This window comes from Allotabrizicola aquatica (SeqCode) (assembly GCF_965194375.1).
Taxonomy (GTDB): domain Bacteria; phylum Pseudomonadota; class Alphaproteobacteria; order Rhodobacterales; family Rhodobacteraceae; genus Tabrizicola_A; species Tabrizicola_A aquatica.
In genome coordinates, this window is sequence record NZ_CBDAEL010000010.1 from 53,444 (window position 1) to 71,219 (window position 17,776).

The 17,776-nt window shown below is 63.9% G+C and carries 21 protein-coding genes and 1 tRNA gene; 13 read left to right on the forward strand and 9 right to left on the reverse strand.

From position 1 onward, the window contains the following. Positions 1-25 precede the first annotated feature (25 nt). A complete protein-coding gene (locus AC72UB_RS11935; RefSeq protein WP_463291141.1) occupies positions 26-1,063 on the reverse strand; it encodes a rod shape-determining protein in 1,038 nt (345 codons plus the stop codon). A gap of 181 nt (positions 1,064-1,244) precedes the next feature. Further along, positions 1,245-2,819 carry a 2-isopropylmalate synthase gene (locus AC72UB_RS11940; RefSeq protein WP_505189987.1) on the reverse strand — a complete coding sequence of 525 codons (1,575 nt, stop codon included), beginning with the start codon at positions 2,817-2,819 and terminating at the stop codon, positions 1,245-1,247. Positions 2,820-3,259: 440 nt separating this feature from the next. On the opposite strand from AC72UB_RS11940, the gene aspS reads away from it, so the two are divergent. The 4 genes from aspS to AC72UB_RS11960 all read left to right on the forward strand — a co-directional run bounded on the left by aspS (position 3,260) and on the right by AC72UB_RS11960 (position 8,528). Further along, entirely contained in the window at positions 3,260-5,038 is a 1,779-nt protein-coding gene (gene aspS, locus AC72UB_RS11945; protein WP_505189988.1) for an aspartate--tRNA ligase, read from the forward strand. A 109-nt stretch (positions 5,039-5,147) separates the two neighbouring features. Continuing rightward, positions 5,148-6,503: a DUF1800 domain-containing protein gene (locus AC72UB_RS11950; protein WP_505189989.1), complete on the forward strand. Its 1,356-nt coding sequence runs from the start codon at positions 5,148-5,150 to the stop codon at positions 6,501-6,503. Positions 6,504-6,507: 4 nt separating this feature from the next. Further along, positions 6,508-7,755, forward strand: a complete 1,248-nt coding sequence (locus AC72UB_RS11955) for a DUF1501 domain-containing protein (RefSeq protein WP_505189990.1) — start codon at positions 6,508-6,510, stop codon at positions 7,753-7,755. Between the two features lie 59 nt (positions 7,756-7,814). Beyond that, entirely contained in the window at positions 7,815-8,528 is a 714-nt protein-coding gene (locus AC72UB_RS11960; RefSeq protein ID WP_505189991.1) for a GNAT family N-acetyltransferase, read from the forward strand. Positions 8,529-8,546: 18 nt separating this feature from the next. Here the strand turns inward: AC72UB_RS11960 and AC72UB_RS11965 are convergent, their stop codons facing one another. Further along, the gene (locus AC72UB_RS11965) at positions 8,547-9,341 is read right to left on the reverse strand and encodes a response regulator (RefSeq protein WP_505189992.1); all 795 of its coding nucleotides are present in this window, start codon (positions 9,339-9,341) and stop codon (positions 8,547-8,549) included. A gap of 183 nt (positions 9,342-9,524) precedes the next feature. Between AC72UB_RS11965 and mce the strand changes: the two genes are divergently transcribed. Both mce and AC72UB_RS11975 read left to right on the forward strand, forming a co-directional pair. Next, positions 9,525-9,929, forward strand: a complete 405-nt coding sequence (mce, locus tag AC72UB_RS11970; protein ID WP_505189993.1) for a methylmalonyl-CoA epimerase — start codon at positions 9,525-9,527, stop codon at positions 9,927-9,929. After that, positions 9,926-10,192: a DUF1467 family protein gene (locus AC72UB_RS11975; RefSeq protein WP_463291134.1), complete on the forward strand. Its 267-nt coding sequence runs from the start codon at positions 9,926-9,928 to the stop codon at positions 10,190-10,192. The genes mce and AC72UB_RS11975 overlap by 4 nt, the downstream gene beginning before the upstream one ends. On the opposite strand, the gene AC72UB_RS11980 is transcribed toward AC72UB_RS11975, so the two are convergent. After that, positions 10,189-10,878, reverse strand: coding sequence for an EI24 domain-containing protein (locus AC72UB_RS11980; RefSeq protein WP_505190002.1), 690 nt, complete (start codon positions 10,876-10,878; stop codon positions 10,189-10,191). The genes AC72UB_RS11975 and AC72UB_RS11980 overlap by 4 nt on opposite strands. Before the next feature lie 2 nt (positions 10,879-10,880). Continuing rightward, on the reverse strand, positions 10,881-11,456 hold the full coding sequence (locus tag AC72UB_RS11985; RefSeq protein WP_505189994.1) for a nitroreductase family protein: 576 nt from the start codon (positions 11,454-11,456) through the stop codon (positions 10,881-10,883). Between the two features lie 93 nt (positions 11,457-11,549). Between AC72UB_RS11985 and AC72UB_RS11990 the strand changes: the two genes are divergently transcribed. Then, positions 11,550-11,807, forward strand: a complete 258-nt coding sequence (locus AC72UB_RS11990) for a DUF167 domain-containing protein (RefSeq protein WP_505189995.1) — start codon at positions 11,550-11,552, stop codon at positions 11,805-11,807. 12 nt (positions 11,808-11,819) lie between these two features. Here the strand turns inward: AC72UB_RS11990 and AC72UB_RS11995 are convergent, their stop codons facing one another. Further along, positions 11,820-12,068, reverse strand: a complete 249-nt coding sequence (locus AC72UB_RS11995) for a DUF8831 family protein (RefSeq protein ID WP_463291131.1) — start codon at positions 12,066-12,068, stop codon at positions 11,820-11,822. Positions 12,069-12,197: 129 nt separating this feature from the next. Here AC72UB_RS11995 and AC72UB_RS12000 point away from each other — a divergent pair, with 129 nt between their 5' ends. Both AC72UB_RS12000 and AC72UB_RS12005 read left to right on the forward strand, forming a co-directional pair. After that, the gene (locus tag AC72UB_RS12000; protein WP_505189996.1) at positions 12,198-12,926 is read left to right on the forward strand and encodes a M48 family metallopeptidase; all 729 of its coding nucleotides are present in this window, start codon (positions 12,198-12,200) and stop codon (positions 12,924-12,926) included. A gap of 97 nt (positions 12,927-13,023) precedes the next feature. Then, positions 13,024-13,275 (forward strand): DUF6455 family protein, encoded by a 252-nt coding sequence (locus AC72UB_RS12005; RefSeq protein ID WP_505189997.1) that lies wholly within the window; start codon positions 13,024-13,026, stop codon positions 13,273-13,275. Here the strand turns inward: AC72UB_RS12005 and AC72UB_RS12010 are convergent. After that, positions 13,272-14,249: a glycosyltransferase family 2 protein gene (locus AC72UB_RS12010; protein WP_505189998.1), complete on the reverse strand. Its 978-nt coding sequence runs from the start codon at positions 14,247-14,249 to the stop codon at positions 13,272-13,274. The genes AC72UB_RS12005 and AC72UB_RS12010 overlap by 4 nt on opposite strands. Before the next feature lie 113 nt (positions 14,250-14,362). Between AC72UB_RS12010 and AC72UB_RS12015 the strand changes: the two genes are divergently transcribed. After that, positions 14,363-14,722: a YigZ family protein gene (locus tag AC72UB_RS12015; protein ID WP_463291128.1), complete on the forward strand. Its 360-nt coding sequence runs from the start codon at positions 14,363-14,365 to the stop codon at positions 14,720-14,722. A gap of 31 nt (positions 14,723-14,753) precedes the next feature. After that, positions 14,754-15,116, forward strand: a complete 363-nt coding sequence (locus AC72UB_RS12020) for a diacylglycerol kinase (RefSeq protein ID WP_505189999.1) — start codon at positions 14,754-14,756, stop codon at positions 15,114-15,116. Positions 15,117-15,241: 125 nt separating this feature from the next. Here AC72UB_RS12020 and AC72UB_RS12025 read toward each other — a convergent pair whose 3' ends face one another. Both AC72UB_RS12025 and AC72UB_RS12030 read right to left on the reverse strand, forming a co-directional pair. Then, positions 15,242-15,892, reverse strand: a complete 651-nt coding sequence (locus tag AC72UB_RS12025) for a GntR family transcriptional regulator (protein ID WP_463291126.1) — start codon at positions 15,890-15,892, stop codon at positions 15,242-15,244. Positions 15,893-15,923: 31 nt separating this feature from the next. After that, positions 15,924-16,619, reverse strand: coding sequence for a M48 family metallopeptidase (locus AC72UB_RS12030; RefSeq protein WP_505190000.1), 696 nt, complete (start codon positions 16,617-16,619; stop codon positions 15,924-15,926). Between the two features lie 207 nt (positions 16,620-16,826). On the opposite strand from AC72UB_RS12030, the gene AC72UB_RS12035 reads away from it, so the two are divergent. Together AC72UB_RS12035 and AC72UB_RS12040 are read left to right on the forward strand one after the other, a co-directional pair. After that, positions 16,827-17,120 (forward strand): TIGR02300 family protein, encoded by a 294-nt coding sequence (locus AC72UB_RS12035; protein WP_505190001.1) that lies wholly within the window; start codon positions 16,827-16,829, stop codon positions 17,118-17,120. Between the two features lie 105 nt (positions 17,121-17,225). Beyond that, positions 17,226-17,301 (forward strand) — tRNA-Ala (locus AC72UB_RS12040). Positions 17,302-17,776 lie beyond the last annotated feature (475 nt).

Sequence of the window (17,776 nt, forward strand, 5' to 3'; positions counted from 1 at the left end):
GGGCTGGCAGAGGCGGCCGCCAGCATCAGCTGTCGTAGTCGATGACGTGGCTGAGCTGCTTTTCATATTCCAGCGCCTTGCCGGTGCCGAGGGCGACGCAGTTCAAGGGCTCATTGGCGACCGAGATCGACAGGCCGGTCTGTTCGCGCAGGGACAGATCCAGATCGCCCAGAAGCGCGCCGCCGCCCGTGAGCATCACGCCCCGGTCGACAATGTCGGCTGCAAGGTCGGGGGGCGTCGTTTCCAAGGCCTGCATCACCGCATCGCAGATCTGCTGCACAGGTTCGGACAGCGCCTCGGCCACTTGGGCCTGATTGATTTCGGTTTCCTTGGGCACGCCGTTCAACAGGTCACGGCCCCGGATGGTCATCGACAGCCCGCGTCCGTCATCGGGCATGCGGGCCGTGCCGATGGAGGTCTTGATCCGTTCGGCGGTGGATTCCCCGATCAAGAGGTTCTGGTGGCGGCGCAGGTAGGAGATGATCGCCTCGTCCATACGGTCGCCACCAACGCGGACCGAGCGGGCGTAGACGATGTCACCAAGCGAGAGCACCGCGACTTCGGTGGTGCCGCCGCCGATGTCGACGACCATGTTGCCGGTGGGATCGGTGATCGGCATGCCCGCGCCAATGGCGGCGGCGATGGGTTCCGCGATGAGACCCGCACGGCGGGCACCTGCCGACAGAACCGACTGGCGAATGGCGCGCTTTTCCACCGGGGTGGCGCCATGGGGCACGCAGACGATGATCTTGGGTTTGGCAAAGGTGGTGCGTTTGTGGACCTTGCGGATGAAGTGCTTGATCATCTGCTCAGCACTGTCGAAATCGGCGATCACCCCGTCGCGCATCGGCCGGATCGCCTCGATGGTGCCGGGGGTGCGGCCGAGCATCAGCTTGGCATCTTCGCCCACGGCCAGAACCTGCTTTTTGCCGTCCTTGACGTGGTAGGCCACGACCGAAGGTTCGTTCAGCACGATCCCCTTGCCGCGCATGTATACAAGCGTGTTCGCCGTGCCGAGGTCGATGGCCATGTCGGACGAGAAGAGGCCGTTGAAAAGTGACATGCAGGTCTGGTCCTTGATCCACGAACGAAACTGTACCCACGACTCATGCTCATGAGGCAGGCGCTTTGGTATAGGCTTTGGGCGGCAGAAGGAAAAGGCCCAAGGGGCCGGGCGGCATTAATCCGCCCGGGATTTTGAGGCTTTCACAAAACGAACAATTGAGACCAGTAAACCGCTGGAACTAAGTCACATCCTTGTAGTTTACCGACTTTATATCGCTGTCAGGGGCCGATTTTGTGCGCCGCACGATCAGCTTGTTCAAGGCGTTGATATAGGCCTTGGTCGAGGCCACGATCGTATCGGTATCGGCCGAAGAGCCGGTGACGATGCGCCCTTCCTCTTGCAGGCGCACCGAGACGGTGGCCTGCGCGTCGGTGCCTTCGGTCACGGCATGGACCTGATAGACCTCCAACTGGGCCTTGTGGGGGAAGAGCATTTTCACGCACATGAAGGCTGCATCAACTGGGCCGTCGCCGGTGGCGTCGATGTGGTGATCGACCCCGTCGATGGTCAGAACCATGTCGGCCTCTTGCGGGCCCTCGGTGCCGCAGACGACCCGCAGCTTTTTCAGTTGCAGGAATTCATGGGCGTCATTGGTCTGCTCATCGGCCACCAGCGCGATCAGGTCGTCGTCGTAGACTTCCTTCTTGCGGTCGGCCAACGCCTTGAAGCGCACGAAGACGTCGTTCAACTGGTTGTCGGCCAATTCATAGCCCAGCTCTTTGAGCTTGGCGCGCAGGGCGGCCCGGCCCGAATGCTTGCCCATGGCGATGTTTTTCGCCGTCAGGCCAATATCGGCCGGCCTCATGATCTCGAAGGTCTCGACGTTCTTCAGCACGCCATCTTGATGGATGCCACTTTCATGCAGGAAAGCGTTCTTGCCGACGATGGCCTTGTTGAACTGCACCGGAAAACCCGAGACCGACGACACCCGGCGCGACAGGTTCATGATCTTGGTCGTGTCAATCCCAGTGCGGTAAGGCATGATGTCATTGCGGACCTTCATCGCCATCACGACCTCTTCCAAGGCGGTGTTGCCCGCGCGCTCGCCCAGACCGTTGATCGTGCATTCAATCTGGCGCGCACCTGCATCGACGGCGGCCAAGGCGTTGGCGGTCGCCATGCCAAGGTCATTGTGGCAATGGGTGGCAAAGATCACCTTGTCGGCACCCGGCACGCGGTTAAGCAGCATGGCGATCAGATCGGCACTTTCGCGTGGGGCGGTGTAACCCACGGTGTCGGGGATGTTGATGGTGGTGGCCCCGGCCTTGATCGCTATCTCGACCACGCGGCACAGATAGTCATGCTCGGTCCGCGTTGCATCCATCGCCGACCACTGTACATTGTCACAGAGGTTACGCGCATGGGTCACGGTGTCATGGATCCGCTCGGCCATCTCGTCCATGGTCAGGTTCGGGATGGCGCGGTGCAGGGGCGAGGTGCCGATAAAGGTGTGGATGCGCGGCGAGGCGGCGTGCTTTACCGCCTCCCAGCAGCGGTCGATGTCCTTGAAGTTTGCCCGGCTCAGCCCGCAGATGGTCGAATTCTTCGACCGCTTGGCAATCTCGGACACGGCGGCGAAATCGCCTTCCGAGGCGATGGGGAACCCCGCCTCGATCACATCGACACCCATTTCATCCAGAAGGCTGGCGATCTCCAGCTTTTCCTCATGGGTCATGGTCGCGCCGGGGGATTGTTCCCCATCGCGCAGGGTGGTGTCGAAAATGATGACGCGGGGTTGGGCGGATTTGGTCATATCGGGATATCCTGTGATCTTAGCTGGGCCTGTCTGTGGGCGCTGGTCACCTCCGAGCGGTCGCGCCCTTCGGCACGCTCAGAGGCAGCTAAGAAGAAGCAGGCCGCCGGGCAAAGGCCGGGGCAAAATGCGGCACATGGCCGCCGAAGCGGGCATCTCAGTGCCACAAAGGGTGCGCATCCGTGCCATGGGGCTGGACTATACAAGGCCAGACCCGGAAGGGAAGGGGGTGGGCCGAAAAAATGCAACGCCCCCGATTTGCGCCTTGCGAAATACTCCCGCCGGAGGCCCCGGCCCGCCCCAAGCGGTCCCGTCACGCGAAAAACCGCCGCGAAGAGCGGGCGTCAGCCCGACGATGAGCGCCGCTTGCCCTTGACTTCACGCGCAGGCCCATGTGTATCGGCTGCAAACCAGTTCCAGCCTCCGCAAAGGGGAAGATGATGCACGCCTATCGCAGCCATACCTGCGCCGCCCTGAACACCGCCCATGTGGGCCATGAGGTCCGCTTGTCGGGCTGGGTCCACCGGGTGCGCGACCATGGGGGCGTGTTGTTCATTGACCTGCGCGACCATTACGGCATCACGCAGGTGCTGGCCGACAGCGACAGCCCGGCCTTCAAAGACATCGAAAAGGTCCGCGCCGAATGGGTCATTTGCATCGATGGCCGGGTGAAGGCCCGCGATGCGTCGCTCGTGAACCCCAAGATCGCCACGGGTGAAATTGAGGTCTATGCCACCGGCCTGACCGTGCTTTCCGCCGTTGAGGGCGAATTGCCGATGCCGGTCTTTGGCGATGTCGACTACCCTGAAGAAACCCGCCTGACCTACCGCTTCCTCGATCTGCGCCGTGACAAGCTGCACCAGAACATGATGCTGCGCTCAAACGTCGTGCGCTCGATCCGCAACCGGATGTGGGATCAGGGGTTCAATGAATTCCAGACCCCGATCATCACCGCATCTTCCCCCGAGGGCGCGCGCGACTTCCTCGTGCCTTCGCGCCTGCATCCCGGCAAGTTCTATGCCCTGCCGCAGGCGCCGCAGCAGTTCAAGCAGCTGATCATGGTCTCGGGCTTTGACCGCTATTTCCAGATTGCGCCTTGCTTCCGCGATGAAGACCCGCGCGCCGACCGCTCGCCAACCGACTTTTACCAGCTCGACATTGAGATGTCCTTTGTCACTCAGGATGATGTGTTTGCCGCCGTGCAACCGGTCGTTCAGGGCATTTTCGAAGAATTCGCGCCGGGTAAGAAGGTGTATTCCGACTGGACCAAGATCGCCTATCGCGACAGCCTGAAATGGTATGGCTCGGACAAGCCCGACCTGCGCAACCCGATCAAGATGGCCGATGTGTCGGATCATTTCCGCGGTTCCGGCTTTGCGATCTTCGCCAAGCTTCTGGAAACCGAAGGCAACGAGGTTCGGGCTATTCCGGCCCCCACGGGCGGCAGCCGCAAGTTTGCCGACCGCATGAACGCCTTTGCCCAGAAAGAGGGCCTGCCGGGCATGGGCTATATCTTCTGGCGCAAGGCCGAGGATGGCACGACCGAGGCCGCAGGCCCCATCGCCAAGGCGCTGGGCGACGAGAAAACCGAAGCGATCCGCGTCGGCTTGGGCTTGGGTGAGGGCGACGCGGCCTTCTTCCTTGGCGGCAAGCCTGAAATCTTTGAACCCGTCGCAGGCCGTGCGCGCAACGAGATTGGCCGCGAATTGGGCCTGACCGAGCAAAACTGCTTCAAATTCGCCTGGATCGTCGATTTCCCGATGTACGAGAAAACCGACGAAGGCACGATCGACTTCAGCCACAACCCCTTCTCGATGCCGCAAGGCGGGATGGAGGCGCTGAACGGCGACCCGCTCAAGGTTTACGCTTACCAGTATGACCTTGCCTGCAACGGCTATGAGCTCATCTCGGGCGGCATCCGCAACCACAAGCCGGAAATCATGTACAAGGCGTTTGAACTCGCCGGTTACCCGAATTCCGAAGTGGACAAGCGTTTCGGCGGCATGGTTAAGGCGTTCAAATACGGCGCCCCGCCCCACGGCGGCTGTGCGGCGGGCATTGACCGGATCGTGATGCTTTTGGCCGATGAGGCCAATATCCGCGAAGTCATCATGTTCCCGATGAACCAGCGTGCCGAAGATTTGCTGATGGGCGCGCCGTCCGAGCCGATGCTGAAACAGCTGCGCGAACTCAACCTGCGGGTCGTTCCCAAAGAATAAGCGCGGTTTTTCGCGCAAACCTTGATGGGCAGGCTTTCCAGAACCGGAAAGCCTGCCCATATCTTTTCATACGCATTATTCCAAAGCCCTTTTGCACCCCGAGACCCGCATGACCCCCAGTGCCAGCCTTGCTGCGTTTCGTTTCGGCTATGGCCTGCCCTTGCCGGAGGGGGCCCCCGTCACCCCCGATACGATGCTGGCCGCGTTGTCTGCACCGGATGAGGCGGCGCAGCGCTTTGCCATTCCGGGCTATGACTGGGTGCATGGGCATGTGGCCGATGTGGCGCGCAACAAGCAGGCGGCGCGCGAAGACGCCCTGTTGCAGGCCCGGCTCGACGCGGTGGTGCAGGGGATGCAGGCGGCGGGCCTCATGGCCATGCGCGCCACACTTGCCCGCGCGATCGCCGCACCGGATGGCTTACGCGAACGGCTGGTGGCCTTTTGGGCCGATCATTTCACCGTGGGCGCAGGCGGGCGCGAGGATGCGATCACGCCTTATGCCTTTGTCGAAGACGCCCTGCGCCCGCATCTGACAGGGCGCTTTGCCGATATGCTGCTGGCGGTGGTGCGCCATCCCGGCATGCTGCGCTATCTCGATCAGACGCGCTCGGTCGGGCCGAACTCGCGCCGGGCCTCGCGGCGCGGCGGGGGGCTGAACGAGAACCTCGCGCGGGAACTTCTGGAACTGCACACGATGGGGGTGGGTGCGGCCTATGATCAGACCGACGTGCGCCAATTGGCGCTGTTGCTCACGGGCCTGACCTATGACGACCGGCGCGGCTTTTCCTATGATGACCGCATGGCCGAGCCGGGGCCGAAAACTGTGCTGGGCCAGACCTATGACGGGCCGGGAGAGGCGGCGATCGCCGCCTTCTTGCGCGATCTCTCGGTCCGCCCCGACACCGCGCATCATATCGCGCGCAAACTTGCGGTACATTTCCTGTCTGACGCCCCCGATGCCGGGGTGGTTGATGCCATGGCGGCGGCGTGGACAGCCTCGGGCGGTGATCTGATGCAGGTGTACGCGGCCCTTTTGCGCCATCCGGCGGCGCTGTCCGAGCCAGCGGCCAAGGCGCGCCAGCCGTGGGACTTTCTGGCCGCCGCGCTGCGGGGGCTGGGCATCCGGGGCGAGGATGTGATGGGCTGGCCCGATGAGCGGCTGCGCGACGCCCTTATCTTGCCCCTGCGCGCCATGGGGCAGGCGTGGAAATCGCCGCCCGGCCCCGATGGCTGGGGTGAAGCGATTGAAACCTGGATCACGCCGCAGGGTCTGGCCGAGCGGATCAGCTGGGCCATGCGCTGGCCCGCCGAGCTTGCCGCGCCTTTGCCCGACCCTCAGACCTTTGCCCAAACCGTCTTGGCCGACCGCGCGGCCCCTGCCACGCTTTGGGCCTGCGAGCGGGCCGAAAACCGTGCCGAGGGGGTCGGCATCGTGCTTGCGAGCCCTGAATTCAACCGGAGATGAACCGATGATCGATCGCAGAGCAGTGTTGCGCGGATTGGGGATTTTGGGCTGCTCGGCCGCCGCCCATCCGTTCATGACGACCGTCACGCTGGCCGGGGCTGATGGGGGCGCGCCCTTGGGCGATCACCGGCTGGTGGTCATCATCCTGCGCGGGGCGATGGACGGGCTGGATGTGCTGCGCCCCGTGGGCGAGCGGGCCTTTGCGGGCTATCGCCCCACCTTGGCGGCGACGCAAAGCCTTGATCTGGATGGGTTCTTCGGCCTTCATCTTGGGCTTTCGGGCCTGCATCCCCTGTGGCAATCGGGCGAATTGGCCTTTGTCCATGCCACCTCCACCCCCTACCGCGACAAGCGAAGCCATTTCGACGGCCAAGACCTGCTGGAGGCCGGGACCAGCCCCGATCTGCCAAGCGCCCATCTGCGCGATGGCTGGCTGAACCGCATGCTGCAATCGGTGCCGGGGTTGCAGTCGGAAACCGCCTTTGCGGTCGGCCGCCAAGAAATGCGGATCATGCGCGGGCCCGCGCCGGTGATGGATTGGTCGCCCGATACGGCGGTGAACCTGTCGCCGCAGGCGCAGCTTTTGCTGGAACAGGTCTATCATGACGACCCCTTGTTCATGGCCGCCGCCAGCGAGGCGATGATGCTCAGCGAGCTTGACCTTGGTGATGAGATGGGCGGCTTGGCCATGAGCGGGGACGAGATGGGCTCCATGATGATGGCCGAGACCCCCACCTTGCGCGGCGCGCGGCTGGGCGAGGCGGACCGGGTGGCCGATTACGCCGCCGAACGGCTGCGCGGGGCCACACGGATTGCCGCCTTTTCGCTGACCGGATGGGACACGCATAAGGGGCAGGGCAAGGGCTTTGGCCGGGCGCTGGCGCGGTTGGAACGGTCGATCCTGCGGCTGAAATCGGGGCTCGGGCCTCAGGTCTGGGGCAAGACCACGGTTCTCGCGATGACTGAGTTCGGCCGCACCGTGGCCGAAAATGGCACCGGCGGCACCGATCACGGCACGGCGGGGGCAATGCTGGTGGCAGGCGGGGCCATTCGCGGCGGCAAGATCTATGGGCAGTGGCCGGGGCTGGAGGAGGCCGATCTTTTCGAACGCCGCGATCTGATGCCGACCTCGGATGTGCGGGCTTGGGCGGCGCATGCGATGCGCGGGCTTTACGGCTTTGACCGGGGGCTTTTGCAGGACAAGGTGTTTCCGGGGCTCGAGATGGGCGAGGATCCGGGGCTGATCCTGTAGCCTGCACCATTGCCATCGACGCGCCGCGCTTTCATGATGGGCGCAAAAGGATGCGCCCGATGACCGATGATCGCCTTGGACAGCTGCTTCCCGGCTGGACCCCGCCGCCCGCACCTGAAGGCGCGCCGTTGGAGGGCCAGTTCGTCCGGCTCGAACGGATGGACCCTGACACCCACGCCGCCGATCTGCACCGCGCCTATACCGGGCATGACAGGCTGTGGGATTATATGCCCTACGGCCCGTTCTCCTCCTCTGCCGCCTATCACCGCTGGGCTAAGGACACGGCAAGCGGCCCGGACCCCTTGTTTTATGTGATGCGCGATAAGGCGACGGGGCATTGTGGCGGCGTGGCGAGCTATCTGCGCATCACGCCAGCGGCCGGGTCGATCGAGGTCGGGCATATCTGCCTTGCCCCCGAAATCGCCCAAGGCCGGGTCTGGACTGAAGCGATGTTTCTGATGATGGAGTGGGCCTTCGCCGCCGGATACCGCCGCTATGAATGGAAGTGCAACGCGCTGAACATCGCCTCGCGCCGGGCGGCGCAGCGGCTGGGGTTCAGCTATGAAGGGATTTTCCGACAGGCGACGGTGGTCAAGGGGCGCAACCGCGACACGGCGTGGTTTGCGGTGATTGATGCCGAATGGCCCGCGCTGCGCGAGGCTTATGCGGCTTGGCTCTCGCCGCGCAATTTCGATGCGGCAGGGCGGCAAAAAGAGCGGCTGTCCGATCTGACGCGGCTGGTTCGGGCTTCGGATGATCCGGCCCTGCGCTAGGGCGGGCGCCGCTGACCGCTAACCTTGCGCGGGAAAATCGGCCCGTTTGGTCAGCCGTGCGTCGATGGCGGCGCGCAGCGCGGCAAGACCGGCCTCATCGACCGCGTGCAGGGCCACTGCGGCAAGGGCCGCGTCTTGGCCGTGGCGGGCGATCCCGGCAACAAAGGCGCTGACATAGCGCCGCCGGTCGGCATCCGGGTGGCCTTGCAGCGCCCTTTGCGCAAAGGCCAGATCGTCGCGCAGCGCCAAAGGGTCGGGCGCGACCGGTTCACCCGGAGCCATAGGCGGGGGGTGAATGTCCAACTCAGGCAACAACGGCCGCAGCACCCGGCAGAGCTGCGCCATGTTCTCAAGCGGTTTGTCCAAGAACCCATCCGCCCCAGCGGCGAGCGCCAGCGCCCGCCCCTCAACACTGCCCGAAGTGCCCATGACCACGGAAGGGCGGCGCGGGCCCTGGGCCAGATCGCGGATCAGCGCATCACCCCGGCCATCGGGCAGGCCCAGATCGATCAGCACCACATCGGGGCGATAGACGCGCAGATGATCGCGCGCTGCCGCCATGGTTTCCGCCCGTCGCAACCGCGCGCCCGCGCGCCGCGCGATGAGGCGCAACGCCTCGCAAGCAAAGCGGCTGTCCTCGACCGCCAGAATGGTCACCCCTTGCAGCGGCAGTTCTTGCCGCCAACCCGCACCGGGCCGGGTCTGCTGGGCTGCGGCGCTGTTTGACCCTGAAAATGGCCCCGAAAATCGCCCGGCTAAGAGGGGTATGCTTGGCGGGCTGCCGTCGGCGGGCGGGCTTTGGGGGCGGGGCATGAGAACCTTAGACGGGCTTGGGGGCACCCGCAGTCAAGCACAGCTTTGCTAAGACATGGTAAAGCGCAACGGCCGCAACCGCCCCCGCCGCGTTTTTCGGCCCTGCGACCTCCGCGCCTCTTGCCCAAGCGCGGCACCTTGCCCATAACCCCCTGCAACACCGCCAGACAAGGAGTCCAAAGCATGATCGGACGCTTGAACCATGTTGCCATTGCCGTGCCCGATCTGGAGGCCGCCTCTGCGCAATATCGCGGCACGCTGGGTGCAAAGGTGAACCCGCCCCAAGACGAGCCAGATCATGGCGTGACGGTCGTGTTCATCGAACTGCCGAACACCAAGATTGAACTGCTCTATCCTTTGGGCGACAACAGCCCGATCAAGGGGTTCTTGGAAAAGAACCCCTCGGGCGGGATTCATCACATCTGCTATGAGGTTGATGATATTCTGGCCGCGCGCGACCATCTGAAAGCCTCGGGCGCGCGGGTTTTGGGAACGGGCGAGCCGAAGATCGGCGCGCATGGCAAGCCGGTTTTGTTCCTTCATCCCAAGGACTTTAACGGCTGTCTGGTGGAATTGGAGCAGGTATGAACATCACCGCCGCCCTCGTGCTGTTTGCCGTGACGTGGTTCATGGTGTTTTTCTGCGTGCTGCCCCTGCGGTTCAAAAGTCAGGCCGAGGATGGCGAGGTCACACCCGGCACGCCTGCTTCGGCCCCTGCAGATCCGATGCTGGGCAAGAAGGCCAAGATCACCACGGGCATTGCCGCAGTGGTCTTTGCCGGGCTTTATGCGCTCATCACCTCGGGGATCATCACGCGGCACAATATGGATGTGTTCGGGATCTTGAACTAACCCCGGGCGGCCATGCGGTGAAAGAGGTGGGTGAAGGTTGCCACCCCTAGAACCGGGATCACCAGATTGACCAGCGGCACCGACAGGGGGGCCGCCATCAAAATGCCCGCAAGCCAGATGCGGCCCGAGTTTTGCGCGCGCAGCGCCTTGGCCCCCTCGCGGCCGATGCGGCGCGTGGCGACAAGGGTGAAATACTCGCGCCCCAACAGCCAGCCGTTCACCGCCCAGAACACCACCGGAATGAACGGTCCGGCAAAGATGTAAAGCACCAAGGCCAGCACGTTGGCGGCGATGACAAGGCCGAGGAAATTCAGCGAGTCGACCAGACTGTCGCCCAGTCGCACCGGGGTGACCGGAGGCAGGCCGGGATAGTGACGGTCCTCGACCGCATCGGCGATGTCCTCAAGGAACAGCCCTGAAAAGGCCGAAGCGACCGGCACCATCAGGAACACCGAAAGCCCCAGCATCAGGAACAAGGAGCCCCAGCCCAAAAGCGCGTCAATCCCGGTGATCGGGCCGACAAAGATCAGATCAATGGTGCCGGGAACGAAGCTGTTGATGAGGACGAGAAAGCCCGCGTATACCGCCGCCAAAAGGGCGAGCGCCAAGAGGACGCCAAGGCCCATGACGCGGCGAAAACGCGGGTCGCCGATCTGGCCAAGGGCTTTGAAAAAGCTGGCAAAGATCATCAAAGACCCCAGCGGACGACACGGGCCAAGTCAGGGCGCGGGCGTTCAAGCGCGGGGCTGCCGGGCGTGCCGATATGAACGATGCCTGCCACGGTTTCTGCGCCGGTGCAGCCAAAGGCTTCGGCGGCAAAGACGGTGTCATGCGATACCCAGCCGGTGAGCCAATTGGCTCCCCAACCCGCCGCCGTGGCCGCGTTCACCAGCCCAAGGCACAGCGCCCCAGCCGACAAGACCTGCTCGGCCTGCGGGATTTTGGGCACATCCTGCGGGGAGGAGATCACCACCACGGCAACACCGCCACGGTCAAACTGACCACGCCCCTTGTCGATCTTTTCCGCATCGCCCCCAAGCGCGCGCGCCCGTGCCTCGGCCATGCCGGCCAGCCGCACCATGTCGGGGCGCGTCAGCACGATCAGCCGCCACGGCTCCAGCTTGCCATGATCGGGCACGCGCAGCGCAGCGGTCAGGATCGGCTCCAACTCGGCGCGGGTCGGCACGGGGCCTGCAAACAGCTTGGCCGGTTGCGACTGACGGCGGGCAAGGAAGTCAAAGGCGGCGGTGTTGGGCGTGGGCATGAACGGTCTCCAGTTTGGCCAAGGTGTCTGGCAAACTGGGGTACGGGTCAAGCCGGGGTTGCAACTCACTGCTGATGGGGCAAGCATTGGCCCATGCAAAAGGGCGCTTGGGCAGATTTGGCAGTGGTGGGGGCGGAGTTTGCCCTGCGCGTGACCCCACGCGCCCGGCGCGAGGAGATCACGCGTGACGAAGGTGGCATCCGCGTGGCAGTTCTGGCCCCACCCGAGGACGGCAAAGCCAATGCGGCGGTACAGGCGTTGTTGGCCCATGCCTTGGGGGTGGCGAAATCGCGCCTTCTATTGGTGCGCGGGGCGACATCTCGGGACAAGGTGTTTCGCTTGGACGATTAGGCGGCGCGGTCGTCAACCTGCGGGCTTGCGCTCGATCCGGTAGCTGCCTTCGGGCAAATCCAGCGCGGCGGCCAGATCACGCAGCTGCGCCATCGACAGGGTGATGACCAAAGGCTCGTCCGTCATGTCATCGACCTGCCGGATCACCACGCAATCTTCAAACGCCTCGATGATGACATCCTCTTGCAAGGGCATGTCGGGATCGCCCTCATCCACAAGGGTGATCACGGTGGCGTCAAATTCGTGCTCGATGGTGAACATGCACGAATGGTAAGCCCACAAGGGCCGCAGAGCAAGGACCACGGGGCAAGCCTGCTCAGTTTTCCGTGAGGGGCTGGTCCGGTTTCGGGGCGTGCTTTACATGGACCCCAAGGGACGCAGAGGGATGGGATGGCGATGGGGATCAGAGGCTTTGGCGCGGTGGTGGTGGCAGTGGCGGCGCTGGCAGGTTGCGTGCAGTCAATGCCTGTGCCGCAGGGCTCAGCGCCAATCCCCGTAGCTGGGACTGCGCCGGTTCTCCCGGTGGATCAGGCGGCTGAAAACTTTGTCGCTGTCGTCGCGCGCGTCAAACCGGTGGCAGAGCGTTATTGCCGCAGCCTGCGCCGGGTGGCCAATTGCGATTTCCAGATTGTGATCGACGACCGGCCCGGCCAGCCTCCCAACGCGTTTCAGACGGTGGACCGGACCGGGCGGCCCATTTTGGCCTTTACCGTCCCCTTGATCCGCGATGCCCGCAATCGCGATGAATTGGCCTTTGTGCTGGGCCATGAGGCCGCGCATCACATCGCAGGCCATCTGCCACGCCAACAAAACACGGCCGTCGCAGGGGCGGTGCTGGCGGGGGTTTTGGCGCATGTCAGCGGTGGCGGCGAGCAAGCGATTGCCAGCGCGCAAGAGTTTGGCGCCTTTGTCGGCGCGCGGCAGTATTCCAAAGATTTCGAGTTGGAGGCGGACCGCCTCGGTGCCGAAATCGCCTATGCGGCGGGCTTTGATCCGCGCGTCGGGGCGGCGTTTTTTGACCGCATCCCCGATCCAGGCGATGAGTTTCTGGGCAGCCATCCCGCCAATGCCGACCGTAAGCGCGTTGTGGCCGCGACGGTGGCGCAATTGGGTGGCTGAAGGGGCGACGCACCCAGTGACCATTTGATTTGCGTCAATGTCACAGGGGCCAAGCTGCGGCAGACTGTCTGGACAGGGCTTGGCGAAAGGGCGTGTCATGTTCTCTTATCCACAGGCACCCCGGGCTTGGGGCTTCACGCGCGGCATGGCGCGGGTCATTGGCTGTTCGCTGTCCGATGCGGTGGTGGACGGCTGGCTGAACCGCGATGAATTGGCCGCGCTGGTCAAGGTCTGCGAGACTTGCGGTCAGACGCGGCAATGCACGACGTGGCTCGCACAAACGGTGGAGGCGAGCGCCTTGCCGGAGTTTTGCCCCAACGCGGTGGCATTGACGGCGCTAAAGCCTTAAGGGCGCGGGTCCATCTCGGTTTCATCCAGCCGTGCCACATGGTCCCGGATGGCGGCGGCGTGGGCCGCTTCGCAAGCGTGATGGGCGGCGGCAATCTGCGGATCGGCCAAAAGATCAGCGATCATCGCCTCAACCTGCGGGTCGTAGCGGCGGATGGAATGTTCCGGCTGGCCGCGCCCGGCGCGCAGGGTGAAATACTCCATCGTGTGGCGGGTGTTTTCGGCGTCGGATTTGGCCGCCGCCCCGCGCCCGCGTGCCTGACGCAAGAGGTAGCTGTCCAGCGTCTTGATCGGGTAATGGTTATACTGCGCCAAATCATAGCCGACCTGCTCTTTCGGGATATGGCGGAACTTGTCGCCCAACGGGGTTCCGGGCTCCAACGGGTAGGTGCTGGCGTCTTGCGCGCAAAAGACCTGTAAGCTCGTCTTGCCGCGATAGCCCACCATGTGGTGGTTGTGGATGCCGCGAAAGCGGGCGGGGTCGCGGGTCAGCGTCTTGACCGATTGATTGGCCCGGTGATGGGGGCGCAGCGCCATGGGGAAGGCGCGGGTCACCGGGCCCGGCTCCCAATGGGTTTGCGGCAGATCGGAAAAGCTGCGTGCGCTGACGGCGATGATGTCCGCCGCGCCTGCGCGCATCGTCAGGTCTTGCACCCGGTTCTGGCCGATGTGGATGTTCAGGAATTCATCGGTGTCCAGCATCATCAGCCATTCGGCACGGTCGATCGGGTGGGTGGCGCGGATGCGGTCATAGCCCGCGTGCTGCGGAATGACGCCGGGGGCGACCTCATTTGGCACATGACCGATGATCCCGGCGCGGTCGAGGGCGGCCAACAGCGCGTCAGACCCATCGCTGCAATCGTTGGAGGCGACATAGATCGCGTCAAACCCCAGAACGCGGTGATGGGCGACCCATTCGAGGATGAAGGGCCCTTCGTTCTTGAGCGAGGACATCAGGACATGGCGGGCGAACAAAAGGCAACAGGCTCCGAACGGTGTGGGTCAAGCCTAGCACGCGCGGGGGCGGTGCGGCCAGCGCGGGTTTGGTGGGCTTCACAGCCGCAAGCGGCCCGGCTAGGGTGCCGCCCATGTTGCAGATCGAAGATGTCCTGCGTGACCGGGGGTCACGCTATGCCGTCTCAGGCGGTCCCGTGCAGGGCCGCGCGGGGGCCGAGGCGTTTCTGGCCGAGTTAAAACGCACCAAGAAATTCGCCAAGGCCACGCACAACACGTGGGCTTGCGTGTTTTCCGATGCGGGGCCGGTGAAGAACGACGACGGCGAGGCGGGCGCCGGCGCGGTTATTCTCAAGATGCTGGAGCGGGCGGGGCTGGTCGATCATATCGTGGTCGTGACCCGCTGGTACGGCGGGGTGCATCTGGGCGGCGACCGGTTTGCCCATGTGGTGAGCTGCACGCGGGCCTATCTGGAGGCGCTGGAGCAAGAGTGATGCGATGCACGGCGAGAGGGGGAGCAGGGCTGTGAAACTGGATATCGGGGCGGAGTTGCGCCGGGTTGGGAACACCTGCCTGTGGTCATGGCAGGGATGGGCGGCGGCCTGGGCCAGCGAAAAATCGCTGCGGCAGTGGGCTTTGGTGAATGTGCTGTCGGCCGTGGCGTGTTTCTTGGTCGAGATGACGCCAGCCGAGCGCGCGCTGATTTTGGCGCTGGGACTTTTGATTCTGGCGGCTGAGCTGATGAACACCGGGCTGGAGGAGGTGGTGGATTACCTGTCCACCGACCGCCATCCGCGCGCCAAGAAGGCCAAGGATTGCGGCAGTGCGGCCGTGGCGCTGACCGCGATTGCCGGAGGGGTGGCTTGGCTGGTGGTGCTGATCGGTTGACATCCTCTGCCACCTCCTCGGGCGCGCTGAGGCGCTTCTCGTCGGGGGCAGGGTGGTTGGGCGTAAGCTCGGGGCTGGCCGGGAAATTTGAGCATTTGGAAAGGCGCAAGACCTTGAGCGGCGGCTTAACTGATCAGGTGGCGCAGGCCTTGGGTCACGTCGGTGCGCACGGCAAGGCGCAGGCCCGGCTCGTCCCCGGCGCGCAGGGCGGCCAGAATCAGGCGGTGGTGTTGCGGCAGGTCGCGGCGGCGAACCTTTTGGTAAAGCGCGCGCATCGTGGGGCCAAGCTGTAGCCAGACGGTTTCGATCATCGCGAGCATAGCCGGGGTCTGGGCGCGCAGGTAGAGCGTGCGGTGAAACTCAAGATTGGTGCGCACATAGGACACCGCGTCTTGGTTCATCACCGCCTCTTGGTTCGCCGAGTTGATGGCGGCCAGCCTGTCGATCAGCGCGAAATGCACGCGCGGCAAGGCGCGGCTGGCCATTTCGGGTTCCAAAAGCGCGCGGATGGCGGCGAGCTCCTCAATCCGTTCGGGGGTGAGGTCCGGGGTGGCGATGCGGCCTGAGGAGGAAAAGCTGAGCGCGCCTTCGGCGGCGAGCCTGCGCGCGGCCTCGCGCACCGGGGTCATCGACACGCCGAACTGTGTGGCCATGCCGCGTAAGGTCAGCGCCTGACCGGGGGCCAATTCGCCGTGCATGACCTGCTGACGCAGCGCGCGGTAGACGCGCTCATGCGCGGCGGCGTTGGGATCGGCAAGGCGGGGTGTGGTGGCCATGGCTCAGCGAAACAGCAAGCCCGTGCCCGGGTCAATCCCCCGCCGCGCCAAAGCGCAGGCTTTGGAGCGCGCCACCATGGCTGTGCAGCCATGCCCGCTGGACCTGCCAGCCGGGGTAGAGGCTTTCAACAACGGCCCAGAAGCGCTGCGAGTGGTTCATCTCGACCAGATGGGCGACCTCATGGGCGGCGACATAGCGCAGCACCTCGGGGGGGGCCATGACAAGGCGCCAAGAATACATCAAGGCGCCCTTGGCCGTGCAAGAGCCCCAGCGCGAGCGGGTGTCGCGCAGGGTGACGCGGGTGACGCGGCGGCCGATCTTGGCGGCGTAATGGTCGGAGGCCTGCACCAAGCGGTCCCGCGCCAGCGCCTTGAGCCAGGCCTGCACCCGCGCGCCCGCTTGCGCAGGATCGCCGGGGACCAAGAGATGGTCGCCTTCCACTCTGAGGCTGCGGCCTGTGCCGGGGGCAAGGTGCAGCTTTTGTCCCTCGACCGGCAGGGTCGCGCCAAGGCCGATGCGGGCGGTCTGTGGCATGCGGGCCAGCGCGCCGCGCAGCCAGCCCTCTTGCGCCTGCAGGAAGGCCAGCGCCTCTTGTTCGCGGGCGCGCAGGGGCAGCGACAGCGTCACCGCGCCATCCACCCGGCTGACGCGCAGCGAAAAGCGCGTTCCCCGCGCCGAGCGGCGCAGGGTGACCTCAACCGGGGGAGGGCCGGGCAGGATGGGCATGACACCTCAGGACAGTTGGGAGGTCAGCATAGCGATCTGCAACGGGGTCGCAAGCTGGGCGCAGGGGCTTGGTTTTGCGGGGCTTTGGCCTGTGGTCGCGCGGCAAAGCACGGGGCGGGCAGGTTTGTTGGCAAAAGCCTTTGACACTGCCCGGCACTTGTGGCAATCGCCTGCGATACTGCAATGCCAGCCTGAAAAGGGAACACCATGCCCAAGGCCGAATGGGGCGTAAAGCGGATTTGCCCCACCACCGGGAAACGCTTTTACGACTTGAACCGCTCGCCGATCGTCAGCCCCTATACCGGGGAGGTCGTCGATATCGAATCTGCGCGCCGCAAAATGGCCGCCTCCGTCATCAGCCGTTCGGTTCCTGAAAAGGACGACGAGGTGCTGGTGGACGATCTGGAAGCCGATGACGATCTGTTGGTTGCCGGCGTGGCCGATGATACGGTTTCGCTGGATGATCTGGCGGATGTTCCCGGCGACGAGGAAGAGCTGTAAGTTCTTTGAAGGGCCGCGAAAAGGTGCATTTTTCCTCTTGCACCCCCCCGCGGCCTTTCGTAAACACCGCCCATCGCAGCGGCCCACGCTGTGACTGTTGGTAACGGGGTCATAGCTCAGATGGGAGAGCGCTTGAATGGCATTCAAGAGGTCGGGAGTTCGATCCTCCCTGGCTCCACCAACCAACCCAATGTTTACAATGGCTTAAGCACCTTCGGGTGCTTTTTTCATGTCGAACGAAAAGTTATAAACAGTTATAAACTGATTTAGACCGTTAGAGGTTATTGGACTGCTTCGAAGACTTCGTTTTCTTCGACGTTTAGGGTGTGGCGGCTTAAACTTGGCGAACACCTGTCGTTAAGACTTTCATGAGCGATCAGGACATCATCCACTTCATCTACATCATCCTTCCGCTGAAGGAGCAGTTTGAACGTGATCCTTAGGGGTTTCGTAGGACGAAATCAAATTCTGAGGATGAGCTACTCCCCGAAAATCGGACAGTGACGGAAGCTACGATCTGACGTCTGCTGGTCTCCAAGAACGAGGAGATCAGAACATGAAGAAACGCAGGAACCATGACGCGGCGTTCAAGGCGCGTGTTGCGTTAGAGGCGCTGAAAGGCGAGCGCACAGTGTCGGAGCTGGCAGCCGAATATG